This window comes from Ignavibacteria bacterium (assembly GCA_013177855.1).
In the GTDB taxonomy this organism is placed as follows: Bacteria; Bacteroidota; Ignavibacteria; order Ch128b; family Ch128b; genus Ch128b.
The window spans coordinates 1,010,050-1,029,130 of record JABLYA010000001.1; the positions used below are offsets into that span (position 1 = coordinate 1,010,050).

Consider the following 19,081-nt stretch of genomic DNA (forward strand, 5'->3'; position numbering starts at 1 on the left):
AATTGAGAGAGCTTTTTACAAAATTAAAATCAATCTTACCTGAGAGACTTACTAATTTTCAAATTTTCATTATACAATTAGTAATCGCTTTCATTTTATATCATCCCTACATCACAAACGAATATTATGCAGATGATTACTTTTTCATTTCTATTTTAAAATCCAAAGAATTCAAATACCCAATTGCCGGCTTCTGGTCGATTGATATAAAAGATTATGAAACATTTCAAAACCTCTGGTGGAAGGATGAAAATGTAAAAGCAAAATTCTTCCGGCCTCTTCCTTCAATCTTTTTCAGTTTGATTTATTGGATTGACGAAACGCATTCAGCTTTAATACTTCATCTTTTTTCTATACTTCTTCACACTCTTGTATCTTTATCCGTTTTTCTTGTTCTATACAAATTCTCAAAAATGTATAGTCCGTCCTTCCTTGCCTCGCTCATCTTTTTGATCTCTGAAGATCATTCGATGACGGTTGGATGGATTTCAACAAATACAGATCTATTGGCTGTTTTATTCATAAATCTTGGATTGTATTATCATGTCAAACATCGTGAAACCAGTTTGAAACTTCATCGCCGACTTTCCAAATTTTTTATTTTCATTTCATTACTTTGTAAGGAAACAGCTGTCATTGGTCCGATTGCAATCATTTTATATGAATTCATCTTACTCGAGTCTCAGAGGAAGGAAAAAAACATATTCAAAAGATTTTTCAACAAACTGATTTTATTAATCAAGAACGAAAAATACTGGCGTTATCACTTCTTGTTATTAATCTTTTTCCTTGCTTTCTATAAACTTTCAGGTTTTGGTATAAATAATCTAATGTACATTGATCCATTCAAGCGCCCCTATGATTATATAAAAAATGTTGTAACAGGATTACCTACAATGTTAGTCGGGTTATTAACTAATGTTCCATTTGGATTTGTGATTTTTAATCAAAATTTGACTTATAGTTTTATGGCTCTGGGGATTTTGCTTTACATTATCTTTTCAATTTCACTTGTTCCCTATTGGAAAACACGAATGATTCATTACAGTTTTTTATTGTTTACAATTTCTCTGCTTCCTCAATTAATTACCGTTCCATCAGAAAGACTAATTTATTTCCCATTTGTATTTGGAAGTTTTTTAATTGCTTATTTAATACTGAATATCAATATCTTAAAAAAACATTTCTTCCCTAACAATCCAAAAGGCATAAAATTTATTGGGAATATTTTTGGATACTACTTAATTCTTTCGACAATCGTTATGGCTTTTTACCTTAGCTTGAAATTTCCAGATCAATTTAAAGATGAATTCAAAAGAATTACTTCAACTGTTAATCAGGCTAATGCTCTTATTGACGACGAAACAAAGAACATTTATTATTTAACTACCCCTTCGATTGTTTACACTTTCTATTTGAACGACATAACAAAAGTAACTAAAGACTTTAAAATTTCTGTTTATCCCCTTTCGAGCTTTAATGGTGATATGAAGATCAAAAAATTAAGTGAAAAATCTTTTTTGCTTGAAACAAATTCGCAAGGATGGTTAGATAATATTTTCGCAAAGGTCGCACGAGTTTATCCCAAACTTGAAGTCGGGAAAAATTATAAATTGCCTGTATTCACAGGAACAATTCTTAAAACAACTCTGGACAGCAAAGATTTGCTTTCAGCTAAGTTCGAATTCAATAATTTTTTGAGCGATTCAAAAAATCTTTTCGTTTATCATAACGGAAATAAAATGGTAAAATTGAATCCCGACACTCTTGCCTACAATACCTGGTATCTGCTGCGGGACAAGCTGGAAAGTTTATATTAATTGTGGAGGAAACTTGAAACCATTTTCAGTTTATGTTCACATTCCATTTTGTAATGTGAAATGCAATTACTGTGATTTTTATGTCGTAATTAAACACGATAAAAAAGGTTCGCTACTTTACTCCCTGCTTAGAGAGATTGATTACTTTGCTGAGATTTATCATGATAAAGGATATTTACAGACAATTTACTTTGGCGGTGGAACCCCATCACTTGTTGAACCGTCGTTCCTTTATCAAATCGTTCAAAAATTAACAAAAATCTTTAAGTATCCTGAAGACATTGAAGTTACAATTGAATCGAATCCAAATACAATTGACGAACAGAAACTTAAAGAATTTCTTTCAATTGGGATAAACAGATTGAGCATCGGCGTTCAATCTTTTAATGATGAAGATCTAAAATATTTAACAAGAGATCATGACAGTAAAACCGCTCTAAAAAGTATTGAAACAGCAGCAAAAGCTGGTTTCGAGAACATCAACATTGATCTTATGTTTTCAATTCCAGGTCAAACTTTAGATGACTGGAAAGAAAATCTTAAAATAGCAGTGCAACAGCCAATCAAACATATTTCAGCTTATAGTCTAACTCTTGAACCAGGCACAAGTCTTTACTACCAATCAAAGAAAGGAATAATTTATCTGCCATCAATTGAGCAGGACGCAGATATGTATGAATTCACAATGGACTTTTTACCTGAGCATGGATTTGTTCAATACGAAGTTTCAAATTTTTCGAAGCCCGGTTACGAATCAATTCATAACTTAAATTATTGGTATAGAATTAACTACTTAGGTTTTGGACCATCTTCTCATTCACTGTGGGATAATAGACGCTGGCACAACTTCAGAAACATTTCTCGATATATCGAAAAGGTTAACGAGCAAAAACACGCTATAAAGGATGAAGAATTTTTAAATCCGACTGAAATTTATAACGAACGGATTTATCTTGGACTGCGAAGCCGCGGAATTAACCTCAAACAACTTGAAGAAGAATTCAATATTAATCTGCTCAAACATGAAGAAAGATTTTTTAAAGAATTAATTGAAAATGGATTTGTGATTGTAGAAAATGATATGCTTCGGCTCACCAAGAAAGGCTACCTGCTGGTTGATGAAATTTGTGAACAATTAATGCTCTGATAACCAACTCACAAAGGTTTTCTATGAAAAAAATTAAACTAAAACTATACAATCAAATTATACTTGGATTGATACTTGGCGCAATCTTCGGTGGAATTTTTCACATCGACAAAAATAAAGTTGAAATAGTTTACCAATCTGAGGGAGTTCAAAAAAGCGAAATAATAAAATTTGATATCGTAGAGTTTATAATTGATGGTAATAAAGAAATCATAAAAGATCAAAACAAAATAATTCAGAGATTTAACCAGTTAAGCGAAACCGAAAAGAAGCGATTGGTTTTAGTTACAAGAGAGAAAAGTTATTCTAACATTCAAGAAATCAAAAAGGCAGGGACAATTGCAACTCAAATAAAACCAGTAGGAACAATCTTTATCAATTTATTAAATATGATTGCGATTCCACTTGTACTTGCATCATTGATAGTTGGGGTTGCAAGTCTTGGAAATGTAAAGAAACTTGCTCGCATTGGTGGTAAAACAATAGGTATTTATATTCTTACAACTGCAATCGCAATTACTATTGGTTTAGTACTTGGTAATGTAATCCAGCCAGGAAAACAACTAAATCCTCAAACTAAAGAAGAGCTTGTTACGGCTTATCAAACAGAAGTGGCGCAAAAAGTTCAAACAAAAATTGAGTTTAATATTGTAGATCAAATTGTAAATCTTGTACCGAGAAATATTTTCAAAGCTCTTGCTGATGCTCAGATGCTTCAAATAGTTTTCTTTGCTTTGATGGTAGGATTAGCACTTACTATGCTTTCACAAGCTAAATCCGAACCTGTAATAAAATTTTTTGATGGATTTAGCGATGCAATGATTAAGCTTGTTGATTTGATTATGAAAATTGCACCTTACGGAGTATTCGCTCTAATTTCGGCAACAGTTGCAGAATTCGGTTTTGAGATTCTTCAAACTTTATTCTGGTACATATTTACAGTTCTTGCTGGATTAATTATTCATACAATTTTTATCTATAGCGGATTAGTAAAATTCTTTGGTAAGCTCAGTCCAAAAATATTTTTCAAGGGAATTCGAAGAGCCCAGCTTGTGGCTTTTACAACAAGTTCAAGTGCTGCAACTTTGCCAGTGAATATGGAATGTTGTGAAGAAAATCTTGGTATCCCAAAAAGCATAACGAGCTTTACTCTTCCCTTAGGTGCAACAATTAATATGGATGGAACCGCTCTTTATCAAGGAGTAGCTGCTGTTTTTATTTCTCAAGTTTTTGGAATGGATTTAAGTCTCGGTGATCAACTGGTAATTATTTTTACAGCAGTTCTTGCATCTATAGGGACAGCACCGGTCCCGGGAGTTGGGATTATAATGCTCTTAATAATTTTAAAAGCAGTTCATATTCCTGAAATTGGAATTGCTTTAATTTTAGGTGTGGATCGAATTCTTGATATGTGTCGAACAATCACAAATATTACAGGTGATGCAGCGGTGAGTGTTGTAGTAGCCAGATCAGAAAATCAAATACAAAAAATTGATTTGACAGAAGCTTAAAATTCTGGAGGAAAAATGGAACTCGAATTAAAAGGGAAAAATGCTCTCGTAACAGCATCGAGCAAAGGAATTGGAAAAGCTTGTGCAGAAGCTCTGGCTGCCGAAGGCTGCAATGTGATGATCTGTTCAAGAAATTCTGAAAATTTAATTCAGACAGCAGATGAATTAATTCGAAATTTCGGTACCAATGTCCATTGGTTCAAATGTGATTTAAGAAATCCACAGGATATTGAAGAACTTGTGAAAGAAACTTTTCGCTCTCTCGGTTCAATCGATATTGTTGTAAATAATTGCGGCGGACCTCCTTCAAACAATATTTTTAATTTTACTGAGGATGATTGGAATAATGCATATCAAGAGATTTTACTTTCTGTAATTCGAATCACAAATCTTGTAATCGATCAAATGAAGAAAAATAATTTTGGTCGAATTATAAACATAACTTCTGTGACTGTCAAACAACCAATTCAAAGGCTTGTTCTTTCAAACTCATTAAGGAATGCAGTGATTGGTTATGCAAAAACTTTATCAAATGAAGTTGCACCATTTGGAATAACTGTAAATAATGTTGCACCTGGATACACTTTAACAAAAAGAGTTTATGATCTTGCAGTAGAACAATCAAAACTTACAGGTAAAAGTCACGAAGAAATTTTGAAAAGTTACACTCAGGATATTCCGATGGGTAGATTAGGTAAGCCGGAAGAGGTAGGAAGTTTAGTTGCGTTACTTGCCTCAGAGAAAGCAAGCTACATCACAGGGCAAACGATTTTTATCGATGGCGGGTATATAAAGTCAATTTAATTTTATTTTTTGGATTGAGACTATCGAAGAAAGAGTAAAAGCTCTTCTTAATGTCAGGCTAAGATTGTCGAAGCCTGACAGCAATTAAAATTAAAACATTCTTTAGGGTCACCCTTCGTCGGGGCTCAGGATGACATTTCCTTCGACGGGGCTCAGGATGACATTCCGCTGTCATACTGAGTTCATCGAAGTATGACAGCAAGTAAAAACATAATTTCAAAAATTAAAGTCACCCTTCGTCGGGGCTCAGGATGACATTACGCTGTCATACTGAGTTCATCGAAGTATGACAGCGAGTAAGAACACAAATTCAGAAAGTGAAGTCATCCTTCGACAAGCTCAGGATGACATTTCTTTCGACAAGCTCAGGATGACATTTCCTTTAAACAAAATTTTAATAGGTCGCTCCTATGGAGCTTTTGTATTTTTTGTTTGTTTTCCTTACTACAAATAGGTCGCTTTTACGAAGCTTTTTTAAGTTAAATTAAAACAAACAACTAATGGTATTTTATTTCAAAGTAAATCGTCTAAAATTTCTAATTGAATTTTTTAAAGAAATCGTATAGTGACGACCTCTTTGTAGAAAATAATTAACAAGCTCAGAACAAATTGAAGTTGCGTAGCAAAAACCTATTTGTAGGAAAAATTTTGAACAGCCAAAAATAAAAGTCGCGTAGCGACGACCTATTTGTAGATAGAATTATGTGACGCATAAGAAATTAAATCCAGAATGGATGAAATTATTAAAGAAAAATAAATACAGGTAAATCAAAAAAGAGCCTGTCCAAAAAGTTGGCACGAAAAATGAATTTATATTAAGTATGCAAAAAGAAATATTTATAAAAAGGGAAAAAAGAAAAATTTAGGTGAAGAATTATGATGGATTCTCTATTTGGAGAACAGGAATTTCAGAAATGAGAAAAAGGAAGAAGAAGAAAGGTGGTCGACAGGTATTTAAGGAATATAACCAGGCACAGCTGAAGTTGTTACCGCCATCACTTGATGAGTTAATTCCTCCAAAACACATAGTGAGAGTAATCAATCGGATAGTTGAAAATATGAACATCAAGGTTTTGGAGGCGACATACAAAGGAGGAGGAGCCAGTGCATACGATCCGAGGATGATGTTAAAAGTTGTAATATATTCATTTGTAAGTAAGATATATTCAGTTCGACAAATAGCTAAAGCACTAAGAGAGAATATTTGTTTTATGTGGTTAGCAGCTAATAATAAACCTGATTTCAGGACAATAAGTTATTTTATATTAAATCGATTAACTGGGGAAGTTCTTACAGAGATATTTACGGAGGTAATAATATATTTAATTAAGCGTAAATACATTGATATGAAGGAATATTTTGTAGATGGTTCGATCATTAAGGCAAATGCAAATAAGCATAGTTATGTATGGAGGAAGAATATTGAACGATATAGGGAGAGGATAGAATTAAAGATAAAGGATAGAATGGAAGAGATGATAAAACTAATCGAAGAGGAGAACTCAATTTATGGTGATAGAGATTTAGAAGAACTTGGAGAGTGGTCAAAGGATTTAACATCAGAAGAAGAACAAGAGAGTATAGAGAGATTAAATAAATTAATAGGTAAGATAGTCAAAGGGATAGATAGTCAAAAGGAGGTTAATAAAAGATTAGATAGAGATAGAGCCAAGCGAAGGAGACAGATAAAAAGTTTGAATAGAGAGATTAATAAGTTTGTAGAGAAGAAGAAGATATATGATGAATATCTCAGAGTGTTAAAAGATCGAAATAGTTGTTCAAAGACAGATTTGGATGCGACATTTACGAGCTTAAAGACAAAGGGAGTTGAACCGGCCTATATGGTAATGATAGGGACAGAGAATCAATTTATAATAAATGGAACAGTATGTAGAAGGTTATCAGAGGCAAAGGGATTTAAGGAACATATGGAAGAGTTACTTAAGAGAGGATTGAAGCCTGAGAGAGTGGTAGGAGATAGTGGATTTGGTTCAGAACAGAATTATGAATTTTTAGAAAAAGAAGGTATAGAGGGGTATTTGAAGTATAATACATTTAATAAAGAAGAGAAAGGGAATAAAAGACCAATTAAGGGATTTGTTAGAGACAATTTCAAATATGATAAAGCTTTGGATGTGTTTATATGTCCCGAGGGAAAAGAATTAAGATATATAAGAGATGAAGAGAGTAAAGTTGAAGATGGACATAAAAAGAAGTATCGTGTATATAGGTGTAATAGTTGTATAAGTTGCAGTTTCAGATGGGAGTGCATAAAATCAAATAATAATTATAAAGAGATAAGGTTAAACACAAAATTTGAAAGATATAAAGAAGAAGCTTTTAATAAATTAACTTCAGAAGAGGGAAAGAGGTTAAGAAAACGGCGGAATTATGAAGTAGAGAGTGTATTTGGTATTATAAAAGATGCTATGGGATTTAGAAAGTTTTTGAGACGAGGAATTGAAAAGGTTAAAAAGGAATTTAATTTAGTTTGTATTGCATATAATTAAAGAGATTAGCAAATTTTGAAACAGCCTCTTAAAGGTGTATTTTTTTCTCCTCATATTTTTAGAGTTTCAAATGTAATTTCTTCAACATTTTTGATCTGAAAAACTTACTTTTTGGACAGGCTCGAAATTATTATAGAAAAAATTGAAGGCACAACAAAAGACAAAATCCTGAAGGGATGACATTATTTCAAAACGAATACACGATTGAAATATTCGATTTGTGATATTTTTATCATTGATCCTAAAATGTCACTCCTTCGGAGTTTTAATATTTTCATCGCAAATTGAATTCTACAATAATTTCACCACTTCGTGGTTGTGGGTTGCTGATCTTTTAATTGAATTAATTTATTAATGAATTATTCGAAAAGATATTTGTTTGAAATAATTGAAATTAAAATTTGCGGTAATAGAAAATAAACAAAAAGAAGTTCAAAGTTAATGGTCACAAATCATATTGGACTAATGAAAAGAGCCAAATTTAAATAAACTCATAATGGCTTGATACGAATGACAGTGAATTTGAATGTAGGTGAATAAAAAAAGAATATAAAAACCCCACAGGGGTTTAATGTGAATAGCCCCCAATTGCATTGGGGGTAAATAGGAACAAAAAATCAAAGAACTATGAAGGTGTTAAATTATAAAAGAAATTGTTCTAAACGATCTTAAAAATTCAATTGCAGATCAGACATCAAAAAAATATTAACCCAAATTCAACCCTTTCAGGGTTGAATTTTTTTTGAACTTATTTCCCCGAGTTGAACTCGGGGCTAATCAAATTCAACTCCTTCGGAGTTGATGATTAAAAAAATAATAGTAATCTAATTGTTAATTATTAAAGGGAACCTAGAATTAAATCCAGAATGGATGAAATTATTATAGAAAAACAATTAAATATAAAACAACAAAATCCTGAAAGGATGAAATTATCTTCCACAAACTCAGGGCGACATTACGCTGTGATACTGAGTTCATAGAAATAAGTCAACAAGTAGAAACATTAAATTTTACTCCATCAAAAATTCACCAATTGTTTGAAAACCATATCATCAGCGATTTCTTCGATCATCTTAAACTCTTCATTAAGTATTTTCTCTGTGTTTTTATAAATGTTTTCGGCATCGTCAATCTGACTTGTTCTCATCGCAATTCTTGAATTTATAACTGAAAGTTTTTTCACAGTTACCGTATCTCCAAGCTCATTATCAACAAATCCTTCAATTAAATATGGCCCCATTGAGAGAGTTAGCGGCGCATATTTTTCATACTCTTTCGGAAAGATTACAGCTTCAAAAGTTCCAGTCAAATCTTCAAGTGATAGAAATTTCATTATATCACCTTTTCTTGTTCTAATTCTTTTCGATGTCATAAGCCAGCCAATAACTTTAACCTTACGACCCTTATTCAACGGCAATTCTTCGGCAGGAGTAATGGAAGGATCATTCACAAACTTTGAATAAAACTCGAGCGGATGACGGCTTACCATATAACCAAATGTTTCATATTCAGTCTTACAAACCTGAGCAATGGAATATTTTTTCACATTATTGATACCAATAATCTTCAGCAGTTCTTCAAAGTACTTATCATCTTCGAATAGATTAATAGTCTGATTATCTTTTAATTTTTTTCGATGGAGTTCGATATCGAGCAATCTCATTAGAATTGGACGAGCATAAAGAACAAAAGAATCATTTGACAATCTTTCGTCTGTTTTTGTTTGAGAAGTTTTCAAAAGTTCAAGTTTATTTGAATATTTCACCTGATAAGGAAAACCTATCTTTCTCAAACCATTGAATATCTGTTCAGCAAAGCAATCCATAGCTCCGCATTGAATTAAAATTGAACACTCGGCATAACCAATTCCAGTCCTCTGGACAAAATCCCGCAAAGATTTGTATCTCCCATTTTTCTTTCGCTCGCTGACAATTTTTTCCATTGATGAGTGGGAAAGGTTTTTAATTGCCATCAAACCAATTCTGATCCAGTCATCTTTTCCTGTGTATTCAATCTCGCTTTCATTAATATCTGGAAGAAGAATTTTGAGCCCCAGCCTTTTGCTTTCCTGAACATAAACAGCAGCTGAATAATACCCGCCTTGATTGGTGAGAATAGAAGACATAAACTCAGCTGGATAATGTGCCTTCAGAAAAGCATTTTGAAACGAAAGTAAAGCAAATGATGCACTGTGAGCTTTACAGAATGCGTATCCAGCGAAAGATTCAATTTGACGCCAGAGTTCAGCAGTAACTTCTTCTGAATATTTTTTTAAGCAATGCTCGAAGAATTTATCTTTCAACTTCCGCATAGCTTCGTATGAACGCATTTTTCCGCTCATAGCTCTTCTTAGCAAATCAGCTTCTTCAAGTGAAAGTCCCGCAACATAGTGAGCAACTTTTATCACATCTTCTTGATAAATCATTACTCCATAGGTTTCTTTGAGAAGAGGTTCAAGTTCAGGGACCAGATATTTTCTTCGTGAGGGATCGTGATGTCTTGCAATAAATTCAGCCATCATTCCACTTTCGGCAACTCCGGGACGAATAACTGAACTAATAGCGGTTAACATTTCAAATGTATCGGATTTCATTTTCTTAAGAAGCGAACGCATTCCTGGAGACTCAATGTAAAAACATCCAATGGTTTGCCCTTCTCTAATTATTCGTTTAGTTTCTTCGTCGTTGAAAATTTTCTGAAAGTTGTAAATATCAAAATCTTTTGTTTTTATTAGAGCAGGGAAGAGCTTGAAGATTTTTGGATTAGAGGAAATCATAATTATCTATTATGTTCTTTAACAGGGTAGAATTACTAAATTTTAAATAAGGGCTAACCTTTGAGTTGTTAGCCCTCAAAAGATAAAAAATCTTTATTGTAATTTAATTCGATAAAGCCCCTTGTTCTCTTTATTTTTAACAAAATACAGAAACTTGTTCTTAAAATCATAAGCTAAAAATGTTTTTCTATCTGTATCTGAAGTTAATTTTGACCAGGTTTGACCCCTATCCCTGGAAATATATATTACACATTTTGATGGATCAGATTTCAAATGGGCAGTAAAAACTATATATCCCTCTGGTGTCAATAATAAATCATTTACCTTCGAATAATCTAATGTATTCGGGTCAACCATTTTGAAAGATAAACCAAAATCGCTACTTATCAATACTCTGCTCGAATCTATGATAAAATCAAAATCTTTATTTGCCAGCGGTATATTAATTACTTTTAATACAACCATCTCATTATATATTCGAATTAGATCAGAATACCAATTATCTACTATATTTTTGGCAACCCAGGTATTTCCAAAATCTGAACTAATTGCTAAATCATTATCATCAAAATCGCTTATAATAGCTGCGAACAATACCCCACTATATAAATTACTCGTTGCAAAATCTTGAACAAGAACATAATCCCCAAAACTATAATACATTGATAAATCAATGGAATCAGTAAAAGACCTTCCGCCATTTGATGAACTATACAATCTTCCGTCGGCTGCCAAGCCGGATGGCATATCATATTTATTAGCAGTTGCGACTAAATAAATATAATTTGGGTCAAAATAATCAATAGCTATGGTTGTAATATGCTTATCCATTAAGTAGATATTACTATCTATTCCAGTCCAGCTCTTTCCATAATCATTAGTCTTAAGTAGAAAGGGAGAAAGAAAATTTTCAAAGATCATTCCAGCATTTTTTGCTAAGTAGGCAACAGATGGATTTTTGTGATCCCATACAATACACCTTGATCTTATTGAATCAAGTGTAACATTCCAGTTATTCCCATAATCTCTGCTAACAAAAACTTTTCTAATTGGACTGCCGGCAGAAACGATTATGTTCCAGGGTTGTTGTGGATTAACGGCAACTGCTTCTATAAATTGACCACTAAAACCAACCAAATCAATCTCCCCTTTTTGGGCAGGAGGGTTGGGAAAAACATTTCCTTCTTGAACTGGTGTTTCTGAATTACACCCTAAAAATGAAATTATTATTAATACTGTGACTATCCTTAATGCTTTCATAATTTCCCCCTCCAATATTATTTAAGATAAATAAGTTTTTTCTTGCTGTTATATTGTAAAATATAGCTTTGCAAAGTTGCATCAGAAACATTTGCCTTTAACTTTACACATAATTCATCTGCAGCAACCATAACTTGCTGACCGTTTATATTTACTGTCTTCAGTGGCGTCTGAGATAAGAGTATGGAGGAATTAAAGAGGCATATATATTATATATATTAACCAGAAGTGATGTAAATTTAATTTTTGTCATTTTACTCTCCTTTTTGTTTCCAAATGAATTTATTATTTTTTTAACAATAGTCAAATACTACCACCCTGCATTATATTATAGAAATCACTAAAACTCGAGAAACAGTATCAAGTTTTTTAAACGAGCTTAGACAATAATATTTTGTAACAAAAATCTGACCGCCAATTTAATTCGATAGTTTGTATTTTGAATTATATTTAAGATGTAAAAAACGAACCTCAGAGATATGACCTTTTAATTTAAATCAAAATAATTTGAACTACTTTAACCCAAAATCAATGTTATAGTTTACTGATTTCCCAGATATATCTTTGATTATAAATTTTAACAATCTCCTTATTGGCTTGAATCAACTATTATCAGAACAAATCCATTACAAAAATTTTACTCTTTTTGATTAAATACTTCGTTTTTGAATGACGACTTGTTGCTAATTAAAACTAAAAATGTCTTTGATTGCTTTTTAATTATTTATTATAATCAATCAAAATTTGAGTGTAAAATGATATCACTGCGAAATGTAACTAAGAAATTTGGAGAATTTACAGCCGTTGATAATCTCAATCTTGAAATTAAATCTGGAGAATTTTTTGGTTTTCTTGGTCCAAATGGCGCCGGTAAAACTACCACAATCAAAATGCTCACTGGACTCTATACACCAACATCAGGCAAAATTTTTATAAATGGGATTGACATTCAAAAAAATCCAATAGAAGCCAAGATGCAAATCGGTTACATTCCCGACGAACCATATCTCTATGATAAACTTACCGGACTTGAATATCTCTACTTCAGCGGTGGACTTTACAAACTCGATAAAAAATTTTTACATAAGCGAATTGAAGAGTTAATAGAAATATTTGAATTATCTGAATGGATGAACAAACTGACCGAAGAATATTCTCGTGGAATGAAACAAAGAATAGCAATTGCATCGGCATTAATCCATAATCCTTCCGTCATTGTAATTGATGAACCAATTGTTGGGCTTGATCCACATAGTGCTTTTATTGTTAAAAAAATTTTAAAAGATTATTCAAAGAAAGGTGCATCCGTTTTTATGTCAACACATTTACTTTCAATTGCTGAGGAACTATGCGACCGAATTGCGATCATAAAAAACGGGAAGTTAATTTTTGAGAGCCAGACAAATATCTTAAAGGAACTCAAAGAAAGTCACGATGGAAAACTTGAAGAACTATTTATTGAACTAACTCGTGAGAATCCTGCAACAGGTAATACCGATAATCGCTTTTGAAAGTTTGAACTTTTTTATGTCTTGGTTTGATGAATTCTATAAGACAGCGAAATGTTATCCTGAGCTTGTCGAAGGTAATGTCATCCTGAGCCTGTCGAAGGAAATGTCATCCTGAGCTTGTCGAAGGATGACTTTATTTTTTGAAATTATGTTCTTACTCGCTGTCATACTTCGATGAACTCAGCATGACAGCGTAATGTCATCCTTAGCTTGTCGAAGGAAATGTCATCCTGAGCCCCGACGAAGGATGACTACACTTTTTGAAATTATGTTCTTACTCGCTGTCATACTTCGATAAACTCAGTATGACAGCGAAATGTCAGCCTGACATTTGATCTTAATAAACACTAATAAAAACTTATGAAACAGTTTTTTGTATACATACTTAAATGTTCAGATGGCAGTTATTATATCGGAATAACGAATGATTTACAGAGAAGATTGTATGAGCATCAAAATGGCTTAATGAAAGGTTACACAAGTAGAAAATTACCCGTTGAACTTGTTTTTACTGCAAGTTTTACTGATGTAAACGAAGCCATTAGATTTGAAAAACAAATCAAAGGTTGGAGTAGAAAAAAGAAAGAAGCTTTGATAAAAGGTGATTTTGAACTTTTGAAAGCTCTTTCTAAAAAGAAAAAATAATTTTGTTTGTTGATCTATGCAATTGCTCTCATACTTCGATAAACTCAGTATGACAGCGTAATGTCATCCTTAGCTTGTCGAAGGAAATGTCATCCTGAGCTTGTCGAAGGTAATGTCATCCTGAGCCTGTCGAAGGATGACTTTACTTTTTGAAATTATGTTCTTACTCGCTGTCATACTTCGATGAACTCAGTATGACAGCGAAATGTCATCCTGAGCTTGTCGAAGGTAATGTCATCCTGAGCTTGTCGAAGGATGACTTCACTTTTTGAAATTATGTTCTTACTCGCTGTCATACTTCGATGAACTCAGTATGACAGCGAAATGTCATCCTGAGCCCCGACGAAGGATGATCCTAAAGAATGTTTTAATTTTAATTGCTGTCAGGCTTCGACAAGCTCAGCCTGACATTTGTATTAAAAAAATTCAGCTATACTTTGATAAATTCTATATAGCAACGAAAAACTAAAGATATCGTGAGTGTATTGAAACCTGACATTTTAGATAAATACAGTTTAAATAATTATGAACGAACTTCTACACATTCTTAAATATAAAATCATAAGTTTCTTAAACATCAATCGATTTTCATCAAGAAGTGCAAAAATTCGAGGGATTATTTCATCACTCATTTTCATTGGTTTTGGGTACGGAACATTTCTTTTTACAAAGTCAATCCTGAGTTATTTGCTTGAAGAGGTTCACATCGGATTATTTTTGCTTCATCGTTTTGTCTCAATGCTTTTATTTGTCTTTTTCTTTTCAATCAATGCGGGCAATATCGTGGTCGCTTATTCTATGATTTTCAAATCAAATGAAGTCTATCACCTGATGACAAAGCCCGTGCATTACATTAAGATCTTTGTCTTCAAGATGTTTGAAAGTATTCTATATAGTTCTCCAACTTTTTTATTACTTGGAAGTGCCGTTTTATTTGGTTATGGTTCTTACTTCCAGCTCGGTATTGAATTTTACTTTATCTCTATCTTTCTAATCTTCCTGCCATTTGTATTCACGGCAGCAATCCTTGGAATAATTTTACTTTTGATTTTAATTCAACTCGCAAAGAAAATTGGTCTTAAATCAACTATTGCGATAGTATTGATCGTTTACCTCGCAAGTGTTTATGGATTTTTCAAAGTCACCAATCCACGCAGACTTGTAAATGAAGTGATGAGATATTATCCAAATTTAAATTTTGATTTCAGTTTTCTTGATCCATTCTTCTCGATTTATCTGCCAAATCACTGGTTTGCTGAATCGCTTCACTGGTTCGTGAAAGGCAATAATTCTCTTGCATTACAATATGTGTTGATGATTTTTCTCGTTTTTGCATTGGTAGTTATTCTCGCAATTCTTACAGGATTAAATTTATACCATAGATCATATCTAACATCACTCGAACTTAAAGCACAGCGAAGTCTTGAACGAAGCAGAGATATAAAGAATTCTGGTTTCTTTAGTTTCAGCAAAAATTCATTTTATGATGCACAAACAGAGGTTTTGTTGAAAAAAGAATTCTGGCAATTTTTCCGTGAACCTGCTCAATGGTTTCATCTGAGTGTAATCTTATTTTTGATCTTAATTTTTATTGCGAGTATTTCAAAGGTTAATCTTTTTCAGGCACTGCCGTTTCTTCAGACCGTGACTTATCTTATTGTTTTTATTTTTAATTCATTCTTGATCTCATCGATTTCATTAAGATTTTTATATCCAATCGTAAGTATAGAAGCTGAAGCATTATGGAAAATAAAATCAGCTCCGATTTCAATTAAAAAATTATTGCTTGTGAAATTTTTACCGATAACCTTTTTAACGGTTATTATTGCAGAACTTTTGAATTTCTTTTCACACATACCAATTAAAAAATTTGATATGCTTTTGATTACATCAAGTATAAATATCTTTTTTGTTGCCATTTCTCTATCAGCTTTGAATTTTGGAATGGGAATGTATTTTCTTTCATTTGGTGAGAAGAATCCAGTCAAAGTAGCTTCATCTCAAGGAGCGACGATTTCCTTTTTGATTAATCTGGTTTATTTAGTTTTTTTGATAGCAACTCTAATTTATCCCGTTAACGATTATTTTTTCAATTCAACCCAAAATCTGAACTTGAAATACACACCTTTCATTATTAGCAGTACTTTAATTTTAATTGTGAGTTTGATTTTGATTTACTTTTCACAAAAAGTAAGTCAGAAAAAATTGTGTAATGATTATTGAGTTGACAAGCTCAGGGCGACATTTTCACTGTCAGGCTGAGCTCGTCGAAGCCTGACGTTAATTAAAATTAATAAATTCTTTAGGGTCATCCTTCGTCGGGGCTCAGGATGACATTTCCTTCGACAAGCTCAGGGTGACCTAAAATTTCCGCTGTCATACTGAGTTTATCGAAGTACGACAGCGAGTAAACGCACAATTTCAAAAGTTACAATCACCCTTTTACAAAAACTCAGGATGACATTTCCTTCGACAGACTCAGGGTTACATTTTGTTGTCATACTGAATTTATCGAAAACGAAATCATACTCGTAATTATCATTTCAAAAATCTGATTTCACTTAATTTTCTCGATTGTATCTTTCACCACAGCAAGAGATCTCTGACTCAAAAGATCAATCTTTACCAGACCAAGATCTTCGATTGGATACATATCAGGTTGAGTGATTATAAGACCCAGTCCTTTATTCTCAGCAAATTCAAGAGCAGTAAAGTTAGTAATTGGTTCTGGAGAAATTACAATTCCACCAGGATGGATACTCAAGTGATGCGGGAAACCAGCGAGACGCTGAGCAATTTTTACAATTGTCTGCATCAATTGATTATCAAATTTCAAATGACGAGCCTCCGGAAATTTCTCAGCAAGTTGAGGGAGATTTTCAGCGCTTGTCCAGGGAATAAATTGACTATACTCAGAAATCTCTGAATTACTTAATCCAAAAACTTTTGCAACCTCACGGAATGCGCTTCGAGCTCTAAAAGTTACAGTTGTCGAAATCATTGCAACTTTATCTTCTCCATATTTATCAAAAACATATTTTACAATTGCATCTCTTTCTTTCCATGAGAAATCTAAATCAATATCTGGCGGTGAAGCTCTTCCAAGATTCAAAAATCTTTCAAAGAATAAATTATGTTCAAGCGGATCAACCTGAGTAAGTCCCAGACAATAAGCTACAATACTATTCGCAGCAGAACCACGACCGAGCATCATCATATTCATTCGTTTTGCTTGTTGAGCGATATCCCACACAATCAAAAAGTAATCTGCAAAGCCGAGCTGCTCAATAACACTCAATTCTTCCTGCAATCGATTCACAGCCTGCTGAGTGATTGGTTTGTATTTCTCTTCGAGTCCTCTGAAGGCAATTTTCCACAGATAAGAGAAAGAAGTTTCACCTTCCGGCAGCGGGAATTTTGGATGTTTGTATTTTCCAAATTCGAGATCGACATTACATTGCTCAGCAACACGATAGGAATTTTCAATAGCTTGAGGTAATGCCCGCCAGAGATTTTTCATTTCTTCTGGTGACTTAAAATAGTTTTCTGGATTGGCAATTGTGTAAAGAATTTGCTTTCCCAAATCGTTCAATGCCGAAAATTTACTTTTGCCTATTTTTTTCGAATCTGCATCAGACTTTTTTCTTTCAATTAAAGATTCGATTCGCTCTTTGAGCAAATAGTCAATATGTGAGAGATTTGTGTTGAACTTAATTGCGATTAAAACTTTGTGAAGCAAATAATCCTCAGGCTGGAGAAAGAAGACTGGATTGGTTGCAACAAATTCAAGTTCATTTTCAATTGCAAAATTGTAAAGCTCGCGAGTTTTTTTCCTGATAAGTTGATACTCAGGATTATTTTTCGAGACTGCAAATAACTCGATAAACAAATCTTTAAATTTTATCTGTCCAGCTTTCTCTTTAAGATTTTTGAGCAACTTGATTGAGGAAGTCAAAATGAAAAGATCACTCTCACCACTGATGAAATAATTAAGAAGTTTATCAATCAAAGAAAATTTTTCATTCAGTTGTCTCTCGGTAATGATTTTACAAATTTTTGAATATCCGTTTCGATTTTTTGCAAGTAGAACCGAATTTATTTCAGGATCAATTGGATCGTTTAGATAGACACCTAAAATTGGTTTAATTCCTTCTTCTTGAGCGAGCTTTGCAAAATCAATCAAACCATACATTCCGTTGGTATCGGTCAGAGCAATTGCGGGCATATTAAATTTTTTTGCTTGAGCAATCAGCTCTTCAATTCTTATCGCGCCGGTCAGAAAAGAATAATTTGAGTGTGTGTGAAGGTGAATGAACATAGTTGAAAGTAAATTCAGCGGAATTGTTATTGAATTAAATGCTTATGTTTATCTTTCAAAAATTGATTCAATTTCTTTTTCCTGTAAAATTCTGAACTCTCCTTTCTTCAAATCACCAAGCTTCAAATTCCCGATTGATACACGAACAAGTCTCAAAACTTCGATATCCAAGCTTTCAAAAATTCTTCTGATATGTCGATTTTTTCCTTCGTCAAGTACAATTTCGAGCCAGCAGGTTTTTGTTCCTTCTCTTAAGATTTTTGCTGAGACAACTTCGAAAATTTCTCCATTCTTATCTTTAATTCCAGAATTAATTTTACTTACCAAATCATCGTTTACCTTTCGATTGAGTTTAATATGATATGTTTTATGAATTCGATTTTCTGGATCTAAAATTTTGTTCGCCCAATGAGTATCGTTTGTGAAAAGTAAAAGTCCCTCACTCGCTTTATCCAATCTCCCCACAGGAAAAATGTACGGAAGGCTATGACCTTCAAAACATTTATAAACTGTATCTCGGTTTTTTTCATCTTTAGCAGTGGTGACAAGTCCACGAGGTTTATTGAGCATAATGTAAGTAAACTCTTTTGGCTTGATAATCTTATCATCGACTTCAATTTTATCTTTCGTCAGTTTCACTCTAAATCTTAAATCTCTACAAACAATTGAATTTACTTTAACCCTTCCTGCTTCGATTAATTTTACCGCTTCTGATCTTGAGCAATAACCCAGTTTCGATAATGCCCTCGGCAGAGATACAACTTTATTCTCGTTCATAC

General features: G+C 32.9%; 13 protein-coding genes. 9 read left to right on the top strand and 4 right to left on the bottom strand.

Going from position 1 to position 19,081, the window contains the following annotated elements; translation table 11 throughout:
- The first annotated feature begins 2 nt into the window (after nucleotides 1–2).
- The 6 genes from HPY57_04250 (at nucleotide 3) to HPY57_04275 (ending at nucleotide 7,792) form a co-directional block, all read left to right on the top strand.
- Complete coding sequence (locus HPY57_04250; protein ID NPV10984.1) at nucleotides 3–1,820, top strand: hypothetical protein; 1,818 nt, start codon at nucleotides 3–5, stop codon at nucleotides 1,818–1,820.
- A 13-nt stretch (nucleotides 1,821–1,833) separates the two neighbouring features.
- Nucleotides 1,834–2,967 (top strand): radical SAM family heme chaperone HemW, encoded by a 1,134-nt coding sequence (gene hemW / locus HPY57_04255; protein NPV10985.1) that lies wholly within the window; start codon nucleotides 1,834–1,836, stop codon nucleotides 2,965–2,967.
- A 23-nt stretch (nucleotides 2,968–2,990) separates the two neighbouring features.
- Nucleotides 2,991–4,478 (top strand): dicarboxylate/amino acid:cation symporter, encoded by a 1,488-nt coding sequence (locus tag HPY57_04260; GenBank protein NPV10986.1) that lies wholly within the window; start codon nucleotides 2,991–2,993, stop codon nucleotides 4,476–4,478.
- A gap of 15 nt (nucleotides 4,479–4,493) precedes the next feature.
- On the top strand, nucleotides 4,494–5,282 hold the full coding sequence (locus HPY57_04265) for an SDR family oxidoreductase (GenBank protein NPV10987.1): 789 nt from the start codon (nucleotides 4,494–4,496) through the stop codon (nucleotides 5,280–5,282).
- Between the two features lie 286 nt (nucleotides 5,283–5,568).
- A complete protein-coding gene (locus HPY57_04270; protein ID NPV10988.1) occupies nucleotides 5,569–5,736 on the top strand; it encodes a hypothetical protein in 168 nt (55 codons plus the stop codon).
- A 412-nt stretch (nucleotides 5,737–6,148) separates the two neighbouring features.
- Nucleotides 6,149–7,792, top strand: coding sequence for an IS1182 family transposase (locus HPY57_04275; GenBank protein NPV10989.1), 1,644 nt, complete (start codon nucleotides 6,149–6,151; stop codon nucleotides 7,790–7,792).
- Between the two features lie 1,018 nt (nucleotides 7,793–8,810).
- Here the strand turns inward: HPY57_04275 and HPY57_04280 are convergent.
- Together HPY57_04280 and HPY57_04285 are read right to left on the bottom strand one after the other, a co-directional pair.
- A complete protein-coding gene (locus tag HPY57_04280; protein ID NPV10990.1) occupies nucleotides 8,811–10,568 on the bottom strand; it encodes a hypothetical protein in 1,758 nt (585 codons plus the stop codon).
- Nucleotides 10,569–10,661: 93 nt separating this feature from the next.
- Nucleotides 10,662–11,828 (bottom strand): hypothetical protein, encoded by a 1,167-nt coding sequence (locus tag HPY57_04285; GenBank protein NPV10991.1) that lies wholly within the window; start codon nucleotides 11,826–11,828, stop codon nucleotides 10,662–10,664.
- A 755-nt stretch (nucleotides 11,829–12,583) separates the two neighbouring features.
- On the opposite strand from HPY57_04285, the gene HPY57_04290 reads away from it, so the two are divergent.
- The 3 genes from HPY57_04290 to HPY57_04300 all read left to right on the top strand — a co-directional run bounded on the left by HPY57_04290 (nucleotide 12,584) and on the right by HPY57_04300 (nucleotide 16,207).
- Complete coding sequence (locus HPY57_04290; GenBank protein NPV10992.1) at nucleotides 12,584–13,339, top strand: ABC transporter ATP-binding protein; 756 nt, start codon at nucleotides 12,584–12,586, stop codon at nucleotides 13,337–13,339.
- A 360-nt stretch (nucleotides 13,340–13,699) separates the two neighbouring features.
- A complete protein-coding gene (locus HPY57_04295; GenBank protein ID NPV10993.1) occupies nucleotides 13,700–13,984 on the top strand; it encodes a GIY-YIG nuclease family protein in 285 nt (94 codons plus the stop codon).
- Nucleotides 13,985–14,509: 525 nt separating this feature from the next.
- Nucleotides 14,510–16,207 (top strand): hypothetical protein, encoded by a 1,698-nt coding sequence (locus HPY57_04300; GenBank protein NPV10994.1) that lies wholly within the window; start codon nucleotides 14,510–14,512, stop codon nucleotides 16,205–16,207.
- A 334-nt stretch (nucleotides 16,208–16,541) separates the two neighbouring features.
- On the opposite strand, the gene HPY57_04305 is transcribed toward HPY57_04300, so the two are convergent.
- Together HPY57_04305 and HPY57_04310 are read right to left on the bottom strand one after the other, a co-directional pair.
- Nucleotides 16,542–18,302 carry a DNA polymerase III subunit alpha gene (locus HPY57_04305; protein NPV10995.1) on the bottom strand — a complete coding sequence of 587 codons (1,761 nt, stop codon included), beginning with the start codon at nucleotides 18,300–18,302 and terminating at the stop codon, nucleotides 16,542–16,544.
- Between the two features lie 48 nt (nucleotides 18,303–18,350).
- Nucleotides 18,351–19,079, bottom strand: coding sequence for an rRNA pseudouridine synthase (locus tag HPY57_04310; protein NPV10996.1), 729 nt, complete (start codon nucleotides 19,077–19,079; stop codon nucleotides 18,351–18,353).
- Nucleotides 19,080–19,081 lie beyond the last annotated feature (2 nt).